At 73.1% G+C, this 15,417-nt stretch carries 15 protein-coding genes; 4 read left to right on the top strand and 11 right to left on the bottom strand.

Annotation, left to right across the window (positions count from 1 at the left end; genetic code table 11):
* Positions 1–587: 587 nt before the first annotated feature.
* A complete protein-coding gene (trpS, locus tag ABTY20_RS32885) occupies positions 588–1,622 on the top strand; it encodes a tryptophan--tRNA ligase (RefSeq protein WP_352000809.1) in 1,035 nt (344 codons plus the stop codon).
* Here trpS and ABTY20_RS32880 read toward each other — a convergent pair.
* Positions 1,553–2,557 (bottom strand): GlxA family transcriptional regulator, encoded by a 1,005-nt coding sequence (locus ABTY20_RS32880; RefSeq protein ID WP_352000808.1) that lies wholly within the window; start codon positions 2,555–2,557, stop codon positions 1,553–1,555. The genes trpS and ABTY20_RS32880 overlap by 70 nt on opposite strands.
* A 75-nt stretch (positions 2,558–2,632) precedes the next feature.
* On the opposite strand from ABTY20_RS32880, the gene ABTY20_RS32875 reads away from it, so the two are divergent.
* Positions 2,633–3,217, top strand: coding sequence for a cysteine hydrolase family protein (locus ABTY20_RS32875; RefSeq protein WP_352000807.1), 585 nt, complete (start codon positions 2,633–2,635; stop codon positions 3,215–3,217).
* Positions 3,218–3,245: 28 nt separating this feature from the next.
* On the opposite strand, the gene proC is transcribed toward ABTY20_RS32875, so the two are convergent.
* The 6 genes from proC to ABTY20_RS32845 form a co-directional block, all read right to left on the bottom strand.
* Positions 3,246–4,058: a pyrroline-5-carboxylate reductase gene (gene proC / locus ABTY20_RS32870; protein ID WP_352000806.1), complete on the bottom strand. Its 813-nt coding sequence runs from the start codon at positions 4,056–4,058 to the stop codon at positions 3,246–3,248.
* A 265-nt stretch (positions 4,059–4,323) separates the two neighbouring features.
* Positions 4,324–5,094, bottom strand: a complete 771-nt coding sequence (locus ABTY20_RS32865) for an ABC transporter permease (protein ID WP_352000805.1) — start codon at positions 5,092–5,094, stop codon at positions 4,324–4,326.
* Entirely contained in the window at positions 5,091–5,882 is a 792-nt protein-coding gene (locus tag ABTY20_RS32860) for an ABC transporter ATP-binding protein (RefSeq protein ID WP_352000804.1), read from the bottom strand. The genes ABTY20_RS32865 and ABTY20_RS32860 overlap by 4 nt, the downstream gene beginning before the upstream one ends.
* 33 nt (positions 5,883–5,915) lie before the next feature.
* Positions 5,916–6,254 carry a hypothetical protein gene (locus ABTY20_RS32855; protein WP_502991943.1) on the bottom strand — a complete coding sequence of 113 codons (339 nt, stop codon included), beginning with the start codon at positions 6,252–6,254 and terminating at the stop codon, positions 5,916–5,918.
* Positions 6,255–6,374: 120 nt separating this feature from the next.
* Positions 6,375–6,881, bottom strand: coding sequence for an EamA/RhaT family transporter (locus ABTY20_RS32850; RefSeq protein ID WP_352000803.1), 507 nt, complete (start codon positions 6,879–6,881; stop codon positions 6,375–6,377).
* Positions 6,882–7,079: 198 nt separating this feature from the next.
* On the bottom strand, positions 7,080–7,409 hold the full coding sequence (locus ABTY20_RS32845; protein ID WP_352000802.1) for an SH3 domain-containing protein: 330 nt from the start codon (positions 7,407–7,409) through the stop codon (positions 7,080–7,082).
* A 179-nt stretch (positions 7,410–7,588) separates the two neighbouring features.
* Between ABTY20_RS32845 and ABTY20_RS32840 the strand changes: the two genes are divergently transcribed.
* Complete coding sequence (locus ABTY20_RS32840) at positions 7,589–9,679, top strand: serine/threonine-protein kinase (protein ID WP_352000801.1); 2,091 nt, start codon at positions 7,589–7,591, stop codon at positions 9,677–9,679.
* A gap of 79 nt (positions 9,680–9,758) precedes the next feature.
* Here the strand turns inward: ABTY20_RS32840 and ilvD are convergent, their stop codons facing one another.
* From ilvD to ABTY20_RS32820, 4 genes are all read right to left on the bottom strand, one after another.
* On the bottom strand, positions 9,759–11,612 hold the full coding sequence (gene ilvD, locus ABTY20_RS32835) for a dihydroxy-acid dehydratase (RefSeq protein WP_352000800.1): 1,854 nt from the start codon (positions 11,610–11,612) through the stop codon (positions 9,759–9,761).
* A 118-nt stretch (positions 11,613–11,730) separates the two neighbouring features.
* Entirely contained in the window at positions 11,731–12,378 is a 648-nt protein-coding gene (locus ABTY20_RS32830; RefSeq protein ID WP_352000799.1) for a TetR/AcrR family transcriptional regulator, read from the bottom strand.
* A complete protein-coding gene (locus ABTY20_RS32825; RefSeq protein ID WP_352000798.1) occupies positions 12,375–13,208 on the bottom strand; it encodes a sugar phosphate isomerase/epimerase family protein in 834 nt (277 codons plus the stop codon). Before ABTY20_RS32825 ends, ABTY20_RS32830 begins: the two co-directional genes overlap by 4 nt.
* 72 nt (positions 13,209–13,280) lie before the next feature.
* On the bottom strand, positions 13,281–14,222 hold the full coding sequence (locus ABTY20_RS32820; protein ID WP_352000797.1) for a Ppx/GppA family phosphatase: 942 nt from the start codon (positions 14,220–14,222) through the stop codon (positions 13,281–13,283).
* Positions 14,223–14,317: 95 nt separating this feature from the next.
* Between ABTY20_RS32820 and ABTY20_RS32815 the strand changes: the two genes are divergently transcribed.
* Positions 14,318–15,190: a DUF3109 family protein gene (locus ABTY20_RS32815; RefSeq protein WP_352000796.1), complete on the top strand. Its 873-nt coding sequence runs from the start codon at positions 14,318–14,320 to the stop codon at positions 15,188–15,190.
* Positions 15,191–15,417: the final 227 nt, after the last annotated feature.

The following is a 15,417-nucleotide window of genomic DNA, read 5'->3' as shown; positions in this document are numbered from 1 at the left end:
GATCTTTTCCGACCCGATTTCCTCGGTGCTTTCCAGGTTCCCGCTTCCGCGTTTCCCTTTCCGGCGGTTCCGACTCTATCAGATCCTTTCGGACCCGATTCCCAGTCAGGGGGGTTCGCCTTCCCGGCCGTTGGGCCGTTCCGACGAGTGAGACTTTAGCGGATTCCCGGCCCCCGAGCTAATCGGGGTCCTGCTCCCTTTCGGGTGCGGATTCCTCATTTCGCGAATACGCACGCCAATGAAGCGCCGACAGACAGGCTGCCGGTATCGATCAGTGGGTGGTACTCGTGGAATGGCTGTCCGGGGACCGACCGGAGTCGGTGCTCACGTCGGACAACTCGGAGAACAGTACGGATCCGGTCGGGGTGTGTCAACCCGCTGCCTCGTCCCACCTCCGGGGCGTACTCTGATCCGCATGACCACGCGCACGTACAGCCAGTTCTGGTGGGCCGCCTGACGGCGGCCGCCCCCTGAGTGCGCACTTGACGGCCGCCGCCTCGGCGGCCGTTTCTGTTTCTCCCTCCAGGACTCCGAGGGGCGGCCGGCCGGGGACGGCGGCCTCGGACCGGAGACGGAGAAGAGAAGAGATGACACGGGTCTTCAGTGGGATCAAGCCGACCGGGCACCTGACGCTGGGGAACTACCTGGGGGCCATGCGGCGGTGGGCAGCGGTCGACCAGCACCGGGCGGACGCGCTGTTCTGCGTCGTCGATCTGCACGCGCTGACCGTGCACCACGACCCCGCGCGGGTGCGCAGGCTGAGCCGGCAGGCGGCGACGTTGCTGCTGGCGTCCGGGCTGGACCCCGCGCTGTGCACGGTGTTCGTGCAGAGCCACGTGGACGAGCACGCGCGGCTGTCGTACCTGCTGGAGTGCGTGGCCACGGACGGCGAGATGCGGCGGATGATCCAGTACAAGGAGAAGGCCGCGCGGGAGCAGCGGCGGGGCGGGAGCGTGCGGCTGTCGCTGCTGACGTATCCGGTGCTGATGGCGGCCGACATCCTGGCGTACGGGACGGACGAGGTGCCGGTCGGGCACGACCAGACGCAGCACGTGGAGCTGGCGCGGGATCTCGCGGTGCGGTTCAACCAGCGGTACGGGCACACGTTCGTGGTGCCGCGGGCGACGAACCCGCCGGTGGCGGCGCGGGTGATGAATCTGCAGGAGCCGATGTCGAAGATGGGCAAGAGCGACGACACCGGGCCGGGGATCGTCTACCTGCTGGACGAGCCGGACGTGGTGCGGAAGAAGGTCATGCGGGCGGTGACCGACAGCGGGCGGGAGGTCGTCTACGACCGGGAGTCCCGGCCGGGCCTCGCGAATCTGCTGGAGATCCTCGCCGCGTGCTCGGGCGGGGACCCGGACGTGCTGGCCGGTGCGTACGAGTCGTACGGGGATCTGAAGAGGGACACCGCGGAGGCGGTGGTCGAGGTGCTGAGGCCGGTGCAGGAGAGGCACAGGGAGTTGTGCGCGGATCCCGGCCATGTGGAGGGGGTGCTGCGGGAGGGTGCGGAGCGGGCGCGGGGCATGGCCCGGCCGACCGTGGACGCCGCTTATCGGGCGATCGGGCTGTTGCCGGCGGGTTCCGATGCCGGGGCGCCCGTGGTGAACGCGGCCCGGTAGGCGCGGGGGCTGGTGGCGAGGCGCGATGCGAAGTGCTGGCGCATGGTGACCTCGCTGCCGAAGCCCGCGCGGCGGGCGACCTCGGGCATGGGGAGGTCGGTGCGCTCGAGGAGGCGCTGGGCCGCGGCGACGCGCTGGTCGAGGAGCCAGCGCAGCGGGGTGGTGCCGGTGGCGGCGGCGAAGTGGCGGGCGAAGGTGCGCGGGGACATGCCGGCGTGGGCGGCCAGGTCGGCGACCGTGAGCGGCTGGTGGAGGTGGCGCAGGGCGTGCTCGCGTACGGCGGCGAGGGCGTCGGCGTCGCGGTCGGCGCGGGGGGTGGGGTGCTCGATGAACTGTGCCTGGGTGCCGGTGCGGAAGGGGGCCGTGACCATGGAGCGGGCGATGGTGGCGGCGGCCTCGGCTCCGTGGGCGAGGCGGATCAGGTGGAGGCAGAGGTCGATGCCGGCGGCGGTGCCGGCCGCGGTCCAGATGTTGTCGTCCTCGATGAACAGGGCGTCGGGGACGACGGTGACGTGGGGGTGGTGGGCGCGGAAGAGGTCGATCAGGTTCCAGTGGGTGATGGCGCGGCGGCCGTCGAGGAGTCCGGCCTGGGCGAGGGTGAAGGCGCCGCCGCAGAGGGCGGCGATGGTGGTGCCGCGGGCGTGGGCGTGGCGGAGGGCGCCGAGGACCGGGGGTGGTGCGGGGGTGAGGTGGTCGTCGAGGCCGGGGACGACGACCAGGTCGGCGTCGGTCAGCCAGGTGAGGGGGCGGTCGGGGAGGAGGGTGAGGCCGCCGCGCATGGGGACGGGGGTGGTGTCGGCGGCGGCGCGGTGCAGGTCGAAGGCGGGGGCGCCGCGGTCGGTGCGGTCGGGGCCCCAGACCTCGGTGATGACGGAGACGTCGAAGGCGCGGATGCCGGGGAAGGCGACCAGGGCCACGCGGTAGGGGGCTGCCATGCGTGGCAGTAAACCATCGACCGCTGGCTTTCGGACCTCTGGGAGCCGGCACTGCCGGGCGGCACGATCATGGGCATGGACATCGCGCAGAACGCAGCACTGGTGGTCGTGGACGTACAGAAGGGCTTCGAGGAGGTCGACTTCTGGGGAACGCGGAACAACCCGGCCGCGGACGACAACATCGCCGCCCTCATCGACGCGTGGCAGTCGACCGGACGGCCGGTCGTCTTCGTGCGGCACGACTCGGTCAAGCCCGGGTCGCCGCTGCGTGCCGGGTACGAGGGCAACGGGTTCAAGGAGTACGTGGAGCGGCGACGCGGGAAGGGGGGCGGGGCCGAGCTGCTGGTCACCAAGAGGGTGAACTCGGCGTTCCTCGGGACTCCGGACCTGGACGCCTGGCTCCGGGAGGCGGGGATCCCGCAGATCGTGCTGGCCGGGATCCAGACGAACATGTGCGTCGAGACGACGGCGCGGACGGGCGGGAACCTCGGGTACGAGGTCGTGGTCGCGTTCGACGCGACGTACACCTTCGACCTGGAGGGGCCCTTCGGCTGGCGGCGGAGCGCGGACGAGCTGGCGCGGGCGTCGGCGGTGTCGCTGCACGGGGGCGGGTTCGCGACGGTGGTGACGACTCAGGACGTCCTGACCGCGGCGGAGTGAGCCCCCGTGCGGGGGCTCGGGCCGGTCGTCAGTCCTTGGTGCCGCTGGCGAGTTCGCGGCTGCGGTCGCGGGCGGCTTCGAGGGCGGCGATGAGGGCGGCCCGCACGCCGTGGTTCTCGAGTTCGCGGATGGCGTTGATGGTGGTGCCGGCGGGGGAGGTCACGTTCTCGCGGAGCTTCACCGGGTGTTCGCCGCTGTCGCGGAGCATCGTCGCGGCGCCGATCGCGGACTGGACGATCAGGTCGTGGGCCTTGTCGCGGGGCAGGCCGAGCAGGATGCCGGCGTCGGTCATGGCTTCGACCAGGTAGAAGAAGTACGCCGGGCCGGAGCCGGAGAGGGCGGTGCAGGCGTCCTGCTGGGACTCGGGGACGCGGAGGGTCTTGCCGACGGCGCCGAAGATCTCCTCGGCGTGGGCGAGGTGGTCGGCGGTGGCGTGGCTTCCGGCGGAGATGACCGACATGGCCTCGTCGACGAGGGCGGGGGTGTTGGTCATGACGCGGACGACCGGGGTGCCGGTGGCGAGGCGGTCCTCGAAGAAGGCGGTGGGGATGCCGGCGGCGCCGCTGATGATCAGGCGGTCGGCGGGGACGTGGGGGGCGAGTTCGTCGAGGAGGGCGCCCATGTCCTGCGGTTTGACCGTGAGGATCAGGGTGTCGGCGGTCTTGGCGGCTTCCTGGTTGGAGACCGGGGTGACTCCGTGGCGGGCGTGGAGCTCTTCGGCCCGTTCCCGGCGGCGGGCGGTGACGAGGAGGTCGGTGGGGGCCCAGCCGGCGCGGATCATTCCGCTGAGCAGGGCTTCGCCGATTTTTCCGGTGCCGAGGACCGCGACTTTCTGGCTCATGACTGTTGGTGCCCTCCGGGGGTGGGTCGTCCTTCGTCATCCTTGCATCCCGGTGGCGGACGGGGGTGGGGCGTCCAGTGGGCGGGACGTCGGCGGGGGGGTGCCGTCCGGGGTTTTTCGCCGGCTTTCCGTCCCCGCCGCCCCTTTTCCTCCCCCACTCCCCACTTCGCTCGAGCGGGAGGTGCCCCCATCGTCCCCGGGGCTGTGCCCCCGGCCCCCCGTCGGCCCTGAACGGGCCTCGTCCTCAAGCGCCGGACGGACTGGTTCATGCCGTTCGGCGTTTCAGGGTCGCCGCGCCCAGGCCCAGGACCAGGAGGGCGCAGCCCGCGACGACGGCCGTGTCGCGGACGAAGGCCGTCGTCGTCTCGGGGTGCTTCAGGACCTCGTTCATGCCGTCGACGGCGTAGGACATGGGGAGGACGTCGGAGACGGCCTCCAGGGCCGGGTGCATGTTCTCGCGTGCGGTGAAGAGACCGCAGAGGAGGAGCTGGGGGAAGATCACCGCCGGCATGAACTGGACCGCCTGGAACTCTGAGGCCGCGAAGGCCGAGACGAAGAGGCCGAGGGCCGTGCCGAGGAGCGCGTCGAGCAGGGCGATCAGCAGGAGCAGCCAGGGGCTGCCGGTGACGTCGAGGTCCAGGAACCAGACGGCGAGGCCGGTGGCGAGGGCGGACTGGACGATCGCGAGGGCGCCGAAGGCGAGGGCGTACCCGGCGATGAGGTCGCCCTTGCCCAGCGGCATGGCGAGGAGGCGTTCGAGGGTGCCGGAGGTGCGTTCGCGCAGCGTGGCGATCGAGGTGACCAGGAACATCGTGATCAGCGGGAAGATCCCGAGGAGCGACGCGCCGATGGTGTCGAAGGTGCGGGCGCTGCCGTCGAAGACGTAGCGGAGCAGGAACAGCATCACGCAGGGGACGAGGAGCATCAGCGCGATGGTGCGCGGGTCGTGGCGGAGCTGGCGCAGGACCCGGGCGGCGGTGGCGGTGGTGCGGGAGGCGTCAAGGGCGCGTGTCGGGGCGGGGGTGGTCGTGCTCATCGGGTGGTCTCCTTCGTGTGGCCCGCCGCGGCGGCCTCGTCGACCAGGTGGAGGAAGGCCGCCTCGACGGTGTCGGAGCCGGTGCGGGTGCGCAGGGCGTCGGGGGTGTCCTCGGCGAGGATCTCGCCGGCCCGCATGAGGAGGAGGCGGTGGCAGCGCTCGGCCTCGTCCATGACGTGGGAGGAGATCAGCAGGGTGGTGCCGCGTTCGGTGGCGAGGGTGTGGAAGAGGTCCCACAGGTCGCGGCGCAGGACGGGGTCGAGGCCGACGGTGGGTTCGTCGAGGACCAGGAGCTCGGGGGTGCCGAGCAGGGCCACGGCGAGGGAGACGCGGCTGCGCTGGCCGCCGGAGAGGTTGCCGGCGAGGGCGTCGGCGTGGGTGGTGAGGTCGACGTCGGCGATCGCGCGGGTGACGTGGTCGTGGCGGCGGTCGGCGGCCGCCCGGCCGGGGTCGAGGATCGCGGCGAAGTAGTCGAGGTTCTGGCGGACGGTCAGGTCGTCGTAGACGGAGGGGGCCTGGGTGACGTAGCCGATGCGGGTGCGCAGGGCCGGGTGGCCGGCGGGGCTGCCGAGGACGTCCAGGGTGCCGGTGACCTTGGCCTGGGTGCCGACGACGGCCCGCATCAGGGTCGACTTGCCGCAGCCGGAGGGGCCGAGGAGGCCGGTGATCCGGCCGCGCGGGACGGTGAAGCCGAGGCCGCGCAGGACGGTGCGGGAGCCCCGGACGGCGGTGAGGTCCTGGGCGTGGACGGCCGGTTCCTCCGTGGGCCGGGAGGAGTAATTCATCATGTGATGAATACTCCTCCCGGGCCGCGCGCGACGTCAAGCCGCCGGGCTCGGGGGTGTCGTGGCGAGGAGGAGGACGACGTCGTAGGTCTCCTCGACGGTGCCGTCCGGGAAGACCGCGGCGAGGTGCCCGCGCTGCTCGGCGAGGAAGGCGGCGGTGCGTTCCTCGTCACCCGCGAGGAGAGCCGAGTGGCTGGCGAGGCCGGCCAGGTGGGTGTCGACGGGGACGCGGAGGCTCCAGCGGATCTCCCGGCGGGTGAAGTGCCTGGGACCGGCGGGGTCGGCGGTGCGGGCGTCGGTGTCGCGCCGCTCGGCGGCGGGGTTCACGCCGAAGTGGCGCGCGGTGCGCTCGGCCTCCTCCGCGATCCAGGGCACGTCGAGCGCGTCGGTGTTCCACCACAGGGCGAGCGCGCCGCGTCGACGGAGTGGGCTCGGGTGAGGTGGTCGGGCCCGGGTGTCGTCATACGGCCATGGTGGCCGGGGTCGTCCGGTGGGTCAGGAGCGGCGGCGCTTCCTCGAGGGGTCGCCCGAGCGGCGGGTGGTGCGCTTCTCGTACTCCGCGCGGGCCTTGTCGTACTCCGCGCGGTGGAGCTTCTCCCCCGGGGCCTCGGTGAGGGTGCGGAGGAAGTAGGCGAGGAGGGAGCCGACGAAGCCGATGGCCAGCAGGCCGCGCAGGGACGCCTGGCGCTCGGGGTCGGGGCGGGCGGTGAAGCCCGACCAGGTGTGACGGAAGGCGAGCGCACTGCAGACCGCGGACATCACGACCACGAGCAGCGGGACGAAGCCGTCGACGTCGGCGATCCGGAGTCCGTCGTAGGCGATGCGCAGCACGAAGCAGGCGGCGGCCGCCGCGGCGAGGGAGCCGACGGCCAGGCCGGCCCGGCGGGCGGCGTAGCCGCTGTCGTGGTTCACCCAGCTCGTGCCGTAGAACCGGAGGGGTTCGGGGCGGGGGCCGGGCGCGGAGCCCGCGGAGGTGTCCGGAATGCCGTTCTCTGCGCTCACGCGTCGATTATGGCTCCGGGGCCGCCGCGGGCTCCGGGCGGGATCAGCGGCGCGGGGCCGCGTGTCCGCCGCCGGTGCACACGTACGCGTCGGGGACGCACGGACCGTCGCCGGTGCCGTGCGGGCCCGGGACCCGGGTGCCCGTCGCCCGGCGGCCGGTCGTGGCCCCGGCGCCCTGGTCCCCCTGCCCCGGGGTGGTCATGAGCAGCGCGGCCGGACGTAGCCGTCGCTGCCGGTGCGCACGTAGGCGTCGGAGACGTACTCGCCGCTGTCGATGCTGTCCCAGATGTTCGAGGTGCCGTACGGGCCCGAGACCCGGGTGCCCGTCGTCTGGCAGTTGATCGCGATCTTGGCGCCCTCGGGCAGGACCCGCACGATCGTGTAGCCGGTGCCGGGACCGCTGCGCACGTTGAGGCGGTGGCCCGGGGCGACGGAGTAGTAGCGCAGGGCCGCGGCCGCCGTGGCGGCGACCCCCGCGGCCTCCTTCTCGTCCTCGCCGCCGATGTTCGAGAGCTGGTCGACAGACATGAAAAACTCCCCCGTTGACCCCACGAGTCCCGTGGGCCCCGTTGATTCCCCTGAAGCAAGCCGCTGGACGACCGTTCGCGACTCGCACACGGAGGCTAGCAAGCCGCCTCGGCTCCGTACGAGCCATCGACTAGGCTCCGAGCGTCGCGCGCGCGGACGAACAGCACGGGGGTGGTTCCATGGCGCCGCAGCGGAATGCCGGGGCGGGGGCGGAAGCGGAACTTCCGGAGTACGCCGGTCACTACCGGCTGGAGTCGCGCCTGGGAGCCGGCGGCATGGGCGTCGTCCACCTGGCCCGCGGCACCTCCGGGAGGCGGGTCGCGGTGAAGGTCGTGCACGCCTCGTACGCCGAGGACCCCGAGTTCAGGGGGCGCTTCCGGCAGGAGGTGGCGGCGGCCCGGCGGGTCAGCGGGGCCTTCACGGCGCCGGTGGTGGACGCCGACCCGGAGGCCGGACGGCCGTGGATGGCCACGTTGTACATCCCCGGCCCCACGCTCTCCGAGCAGGTGAAGCGGAACGGCCCCATGGACGAGGCCCAGTTGCGCCGGCTGATGGCCGGGCTCGCCGAGGCGCTGCGGGACATCCACCGGGTCGGCGTCGTGCACCGGGACCTGAAACCGAGCAACGTGCTGCTCGCCGAGGACGGGCCGAAGGTCATCGACTTCGGCATCTCCCGGCCGAAGGACAGCGAACTGCGCACCGAGACCGGGAAGTTGATCGGAACGCCGCCGTTCATGGCGCCCGAGCAGTTCCGGCGCCCCCGGGAGGTGGGGCCCGCGGCCGACGTGTTCGCCCTCGGATCGCTGATGGTGCACGCGGCGACCGGGCGGGGGCCCTTCGACTCGGACAGTCCGTACGTCGTCGCCTACCAGGTGGTGCACGACGAGCCCGACCTGACCGGCGTACCGGAAGCGCTGGCGCCGCTGGTGCTGCGGTGTCTCGCCAAGGAGCCCGGGGAGCGGCCCACCCCGGACGAGTTGATGCGGGAGCTGCGGTCGGTCGCCGCCGACTACGACACGCAGGTGTTCATACCGGCACAGCGGACCCGGGAACCGGAGACGCCGCGGCCCTCGGCGGAGACGCCCGGGCGACGGACGCCGAGACGTCCGGGCAGGCGGTCGGTCCTCGGGGCGGGGGCGTTGTGCCTGGCCGTGGTCGGCACGCTCGTGTCGGTCCACCTGTACGGCGGCTCGGACCTGCCGCCGGGGGACGCCGTCCCGCAGGCCGCCGCGGAGCGGTTCGCCCCGTGGCGGACCAGACCGGTCGCGGAGCCGGGCACGACGCACTGCTCGTACGGGGCGGCGAGGCTGCTGTGCGCGCGGACCGGCCTGGTCTTCGCCCTCGATCCGTCCGACGGCGGCCTGGTGTGGCGGCACGCCGTCGCGCGGACGACGCGGAGCGGACCGCCGGTCCTGTCGGGCGGCCTCGTCCAGCCCGCTCCGGGGACGAGCCGCGGCCTGGAGGCGCTCGACCCCGGCTCCGGCAGGCCGAGCTGGACCCGCGACGAACCGGAGTACCGCGGCCTGCGGCAGGTGGGCGGCATGCTCCTGCTCACCGGCGCCGACGGGAAGGTCACCGGCGTGGACAACGCGTCGGGCGCCACCGTGTGGTCCCACCGGATACCGGGCCAGGCCGCGCCGTCCTTCACGTCGTTCGCCGGGGACCCCCTGGCGTACGCGACGAGTCCGGCGGAGGACGGGGCGCGCACCCGGGTCACCGCGGTGGACCCGCGGACGGGAGAGGTCCGGTGGGACGCGGACCTCGACGGTGTGCTGAAGACCGTCGGCGCGGCGGACGGGTCCGTCCACTTCCTCTCCGTCGACGCGGTCTACGGGGAGACGGAGGCCGTGCTCCGGTACACCCCGGGCACCGGGGCCACCCGCCGGGTGCCGCTGCCCGTACCGGTCCCCCGGGCCCGGGGCAGTGTGCGGGGGGACTCCGTGTACCTCATGGGTGCCGACGGTTCGCTGCGCGCCGTCGACATGGCCGGGCGCAGACAGGCGTGGAGCCTGGAGACGGGCGTGAACCGGGGCTCGACGCCCGTCACCGACGGCCGGCACGTCTACGTCACCGGCCCGGACGGCCGGCTCCTCGGCGTCGACGCCGTCGAGGGCCGGCTGCTCGGCCAGACGCCGCCCCGTCTCGGCGCCGACTCCGACCGGGTCCCCGCGAGTCTGCCCGAGCCCGTCCTGGCCCGGGGCCACGTCTTCGCCACCGCGCCCGACGGGACCGTGTTCGCCGTGGACGGGCGGGACCCCGCCGCCTGGTAGCCCCGTCGGGCGGGCTCCGGGCGCCCGGCAGCCGGAAGGGCCGCCCCCGCACGGCGGAGGCGGCCCTTCACGGACGCGGTCAGCCCAGCTTCGTCACGTCCCGCACCGCGCCCTTGTCGGCGCTGGTGGCCATCGCCGCGTACGCCCTGAGGGCGGCCGAGACCTTGCGGTCGCGGTTCTTCGGGGCGTACCGGCCGTTCAGGGCCTGCTCGCGGCGGGCCAGTTCGGCGTCGTCGACCAGCAGCTCGATCGAGCGGCCCGGGATGTCGATGCGGATGCGGTCGCCGTCCTCGACCAGGGCGATGGTGCCGCCCGAGGCCGCCTCCGGGGAGGCGTGGCCGATGGAGAGGCCGGACGTGCCGCCGGAGAAGCGGCCGTCGGTGATCAGGGCGCACGTCTTGCCCAGGCCCCGGCCCTTGAGGAAGGACGTCGGGTAGAGCATCTCCTGCATGCCGGGGCCGCCCTTGGGGCCCTCGTAGCGGATGACGACGACGTCCCCGTCGGTCACCTGCTTGTTGAGGATCTTCTCGACGGCCTCCTCCTGCGACTCGCAGACGACCGCCGGGCCCTCGAAGGTCCAGATGGACTCGTCCACGCCCGCGGTCTTCACCACGCAGCCGTCGACGGCGAGGTTGCCCTTGAGGACCGCGAGGCCGCCGTCCCTGGAGTAGGCGTGCTCGACGCTGCGGATGCAGCCGCCCTCGGCGTCCTCGTCCAGCGCGGCCCAGCGCTCCGACTGGGAGAACGCCTCGGCCGAACGGACGCAGCCGGGCGCCGCGTGCCACAGCTCGACGGCCTCCGGCGAGGGGGAGCCGCCGCGCACGTCCCAGGTCTTCAGCCAGTCCGACAGGGAGGGGCTGTGGACGGCGTGGACGTCCTCGTTGAGCAGGCCCCCGCGGTGCAGCTCGCCCAGCAGGGCCGGGATGCCGCCCGCGCGGTGCACGTCCTCCATGTAGTACGTGCGGTCCTTGGCGACGTTCGGGGCGACCTTGGCCAGACAGGGGACCCGGCGCGAGACGGCGTCGATCTCCTCCAGGCCGAACGGCACACCGGCCTCCTGGGCCGCGGCCAGCAGGTGCAGGATCGTGTTGGTGGAGCCGCCCATGGCGATGTCCAGGGCCATCGCGTTCTCGAAGGCGGCGAAGGAGGCGATGCTGCGGGGCAGCACCGTCTCGTCGTCCTGCTCGTAGTGACGGCGGGTGATGTCCATGACGGTGCGGGCCGCGTTCTCGTACAGGGCCCTGCGGGCCGTGTGCGTGGCGAGGACCGAGCCGTTGCCCGGCAGGGAGAGGCCGATGGCCTCGGTCAGGCAGTTCATCGAGTTGGCGGTGAACATGCCGGAACAGGATCCGCAGGTCGGGCAGGCGTTCTCCTCGATGCGGAGGATGTCCTCGTCCGAGATCCTGTCGTTCACCGCGTCGGAGATCGCGTCGACCAGGTCGAGGGTGCGGACGGTGCCGTCGACGAGGGTGGCGCGGCCGGACTCCATGGGGCCGCCGGAGACGAAGACCGTGGGGATGTTGAGCCGCAGGGCGGCGTTCAGCATGCCCGGCGTGATCTTGTCGCAGTTGGAGATGCAGATCAGGGCGTCGGCGCAGTGCGCCTCGACCATGTACTCCACGCTGTCCGCGATGAGGTCGCGGGAGGGCAGGGAGTAGAGCATGCCGCCGTGGCCCATCGCGATGCCGTCGTCGACGGCGATGGTGTTGAACTCGCGCGGGATGCCGCCGGCCTCCCTGACGGCCTCGCTGACGATCCGGCCGACGGGCTGGAGGTGGGTGTGTCCGGGCACGAACTCGGTGAAGGAGTTCGCCACCGCGATGATCGGCTTCCGGCCGATGTCCGCACCGGGTACACCGGAGGCGCGCATCAGGGCGCGGGCGCCCGCCATGTTGCGGCCGTGGGTGACTGTGCGGGACCTCAGCTCGGGCATCGTCGCTCGCTCCTTCGGAGAGTTGTGACTGACGTCGAGCGTACGCCGGTCATTCGGGGAGTGGGACGAGGCGTCCGGAATGCGGGACGAACGTCCCGTTGGGCACGGGCCGGGGGCCTCAGCGTCCGGTGAGGTGCCCCTGCACCACCGGCGCCACCCGCCTGATGATCTGCTCGGCGTCCGCCGAGGCCAGCGGCTCCACCTTGATCACGTACCGGACCATCGCGATGCCGACCAGCTGGGCGGCGGCCAGCTCGGCGCGCAGCTCCGCGTCCGGGGCGTCGAGCTGTCCGGCGATCCGGCGCAGCAGCTGGCTGGTGACCAGCCGGCGGAAGACGCCGGCCGCGATCTCGTTGTTCACGGCGGAGCGGACGATCGCGAGCAGCGGGGCCCGGGTGACCGGGCTCTCCCAGAGCCCGACGATCATCCGTGTCATCCGCTCGCCGACCTCGTCGAGGGGTCCCTCGAGCACCGTGCTGCGCGCGGCGAGCACCGGCGCGAAGGCCACCTCGACGGCGGCCTCGAACACCTGTTCCTTGGTGCCGAAGTAGTGGTGCACCAGCGCGGAGTCGACCCCGGCCGACTTGGCGATGCCCCGGACGGACGTCTTCTCGTAGCCGTGGACCGAGAACTCCTCGCGGGCCGCGTCGAGGATGCGGTCCCGGGTGCCGGCCGATTCCGTGCGCGGGGGACGGCCGCGGCGCCGGGCGGCGGCGCCGCTTCGCGCGGGGGCGGCCGGGCCGTCGCTCGCGGTGGTGCCGGTCATCGCCGCGGCACCTCGATCGCGGAGGAGGACAGATGCAGGCGGGTGAACGCCAGCGCCTCCGCCAGGTCGGCCTCGCGCTCCGCGCTCGACATGGCCCGCCGGGTGTTGACCTCGATGACGACATGGCCGTCGAAGCCGTTCGCCGCGAGGCGCTCCAGCACCTCGGCGCAGGGCTGGTCGCCGCGGCCGGGCACCAGGTGCTCGTCCTTGGCGGACCCCTTGCCGTCGGCGAGGTGGACGTGACCGAGGCGGTCGCCCATGCGGTCGATCATCCCCAGGGTGTCGGTGCGGGCGGTCGAGGCGTGGCTGAGGTCGATCGTGAAGTGGCGGTAGTCCTCCTTGGTGACGTCCCAGTCGGGCGCGTACGCGAGCATCTCGCGGTCGCGGTAGCGCCAGGGGTACATGTTCTCCACGGCGAACCGCACGTCCGTCTCGTTCGCCATCCGCCAGACGCCGTCCACGAAGTCGCGGGCGTACTGCCGCTGCCAGCGGAAGGGGGGATGGACGACGACCGTGTCCGCGCCGAGCTTCTCGGCGGCGGCCCGGGCCCGCTGGAGCTTGGTCCAGGGGTCGGTGGACCACACGCGCTGCGTGATGAGCAGACAGGGCGCGTGGACGGCCAGGACGGGGATGCGGTGGTAGTCGCTCAGTCTGCGCAGGGCCTCGACGTCCTGGCTGACCGGATCGGTCCACACCATGACCTCGACGCCGTCGTACCCGAGGCGCGCGGCGATCTCGAAGGCCGTCGCCGTCGACTCCGGGTAGACGGAGGCCGTCGACAGGGCGACCTTCGCATCCGGGATGCGGACTACGTCCCTTGCTTCTGCCACGAGCCTCAGGTTACGGGGTGGGGTCGGGTGGATGCGGGGTGCCGGTTCGCCATTGTGGCGTTTGTCATGGGATCAGGTCCGTTGTCCCTGGCCCAGGTGATCCAGTCTGCGGAGGATCACGCCCTCCCGCAGGGCCCAGGGACAGATCTCCAGGCGTTCCACGCCGAACAGGTCCATGGCGCCCTCCGCGACCAGCGCCCCGGCGACCAGCTGGCCCGCGCGGGCCTCGGAGACGCCGGGCAGTTCGGCGCGCTCGGCGGCGGTCATGGCGGCGAGCCGGGGCACCCAGGCCTCCAGGGACTCCCGCTTCAGCTCGCGCTGGACGTACAGGCCGTCGGCGGAGCCGGGGGCGCCCGCGATGCGGGCGAGCTGCTTGAAGGTCTTGGAGGTGGCGACCACGTGGTCGGGGGCGCCGAAGCGGCTGAACTCCCCGACCGTGCGGGCTATCTCGGTGCGGACGTGGCGGCGCAGCGCGCGCACGGCCTCCGGCCCGGGCGGGTCGCCGGGCAGCCGCGCGGCGGTGAGCCGGCCGGCGCCGAGCGGCAGGGAGGCCGTGGCGTCGGGTTCCTCGTCCATGCCGTAGGCGATCTCCAGGGAGCCGCCGCCGATGTCGATGACGAGCAGCTTCCCGGCCGACCAGCCGAACCAGCGCCGGGCGGCGAGGAAGGTGAGCCGGGCCTCCTCGTCGCCGCTGAGCACCCGCAGCTCGACCCCGGTCTCCTCGCGCACGCGCGCGAGGACGTCGTCGGCGTTGCCGGCGTCGCGCACCGCGGAGGTCGCGAACGGCAGCAGCTCCTCCACGCCCTTGTCCTCGGCGGCCCGGAGGGCCCTGTGGACGACCGCGACCAGTCGGTCCACCCCGGCGGAACCGATGGCCCCGCCGCCGTCGAGGAGCTGGGCGAGGCGCAGCTCCGCCTTGTGCGAGTGCGCGGGCAGCGGACGCGCGCCGGGGTGCGCGTCCACCACCAGCAGGTGCACCGTGTTCGAACCCACGTCGAGGACACCGAGTCTCATGTGCGGAACGCTACTGCCCGCAGCACGGTGTGATACCCGGTCCGCGGCGGCCGGGCCGGTCCCGGCGGGAGGCGCGGGCGACTTACCCTGGACGGGTGCCAAAGACGAAAAAGGCGAAGGACGAAAAGACGGACAAGAAGGCCAGGAAGGACAAGAAGGCCGGACCGGCCGAGGGTTCTTCGCGGATGACGGCGCCGGGGACGCCGGGGACGGCTCCGGCGGACGACGAGCAGGGGCTCGACTTCGCCCGCGCGTGGGTGGAGTTCCCCGATCCGGCCGACGACGAACAGGTCTTCCGCTGCGACCTGACCTGGCTGACCTCTCGTTGGAACTGCATCTTCGGCAGCGGCTGCCAGGGCATCCAGGCGGGCCGCGCGGACGACGGCTGCTGCACCCTGGGCGCCCACTTCTCGGACGAGGACGACGAGAAGCGGGTCGCCGGGCACGTGGCGAGGCTCACGCCGGACATCTGGCAGCACCACGCGGAGGGCACCAGGAACGGCTGGGTCTCCGAGGACGAGGACGGCGACCGTCAGACCCGCCCGTTCCAGGGTTCGTGCATCTTCCAGAACCGGCCGGGCTTCGCGGGCGGCATGGGCTGTTCACTGCACATCCTCGCCCTCAAGGAGGGCCGGGAGCCGCTGGAGACCAAGCCGGACGTGTGCTGGCAGCTGCCCGTCCGGCGGACCTACGACTGGATCGACCGGCCCGACGACACGCGCGTGCTGCAGGTGTCGATCGGCGAGTACGACCGCCGGGGCTGGGGCCCGGGCGGACACGACCTGCACTGGTGGTGCACCTCGGCCACCTCGGCGCACGGCGCCGGGGACCCGGTGTACGTCTCCTACCGCGCGGAGCTGACCGAGCTGATGGGCAAGGCCGGCTACGACCGTCTGGCCGAGCTGTGCGAGGAGCGGCTGGCCTCGCGGCTGCCGCTGCTGGCCCCGCATCCGGCGGACCCCGCCTGACACCGGCCGCGGGGACCGGCCACCGGTCAGCCGCGGGCCCGGTCCCCGCGGGCCGGTGCGGCCCGGGGCCTGTCCGGCGGATCGGGTCGGGGGAAGCCGACGGTGCTCCACGGCCCGGGTGAGCGGGGCCCGGTGCGTCCGGCCGCACGGCGGAGGAGGGCGCCGGCGAGAGGGGGGTCCCCCCGCGCGAGCGCAGCCGGGCGCGGGGGAGCCGGCGACCGACGCCG

The sequence above is a fragment of the Streptomyces sp. NPDC126497 genome, assembly GCF_040302425.1.
Lineage (GTDB): Bacteria > Actinomycetota > Actinomycetes > Streptomycetales > Streptomycetaceae > Streptomyces.
This window is presented reverse-complemented; position numbering and strand designations above follow the sequence as displayed.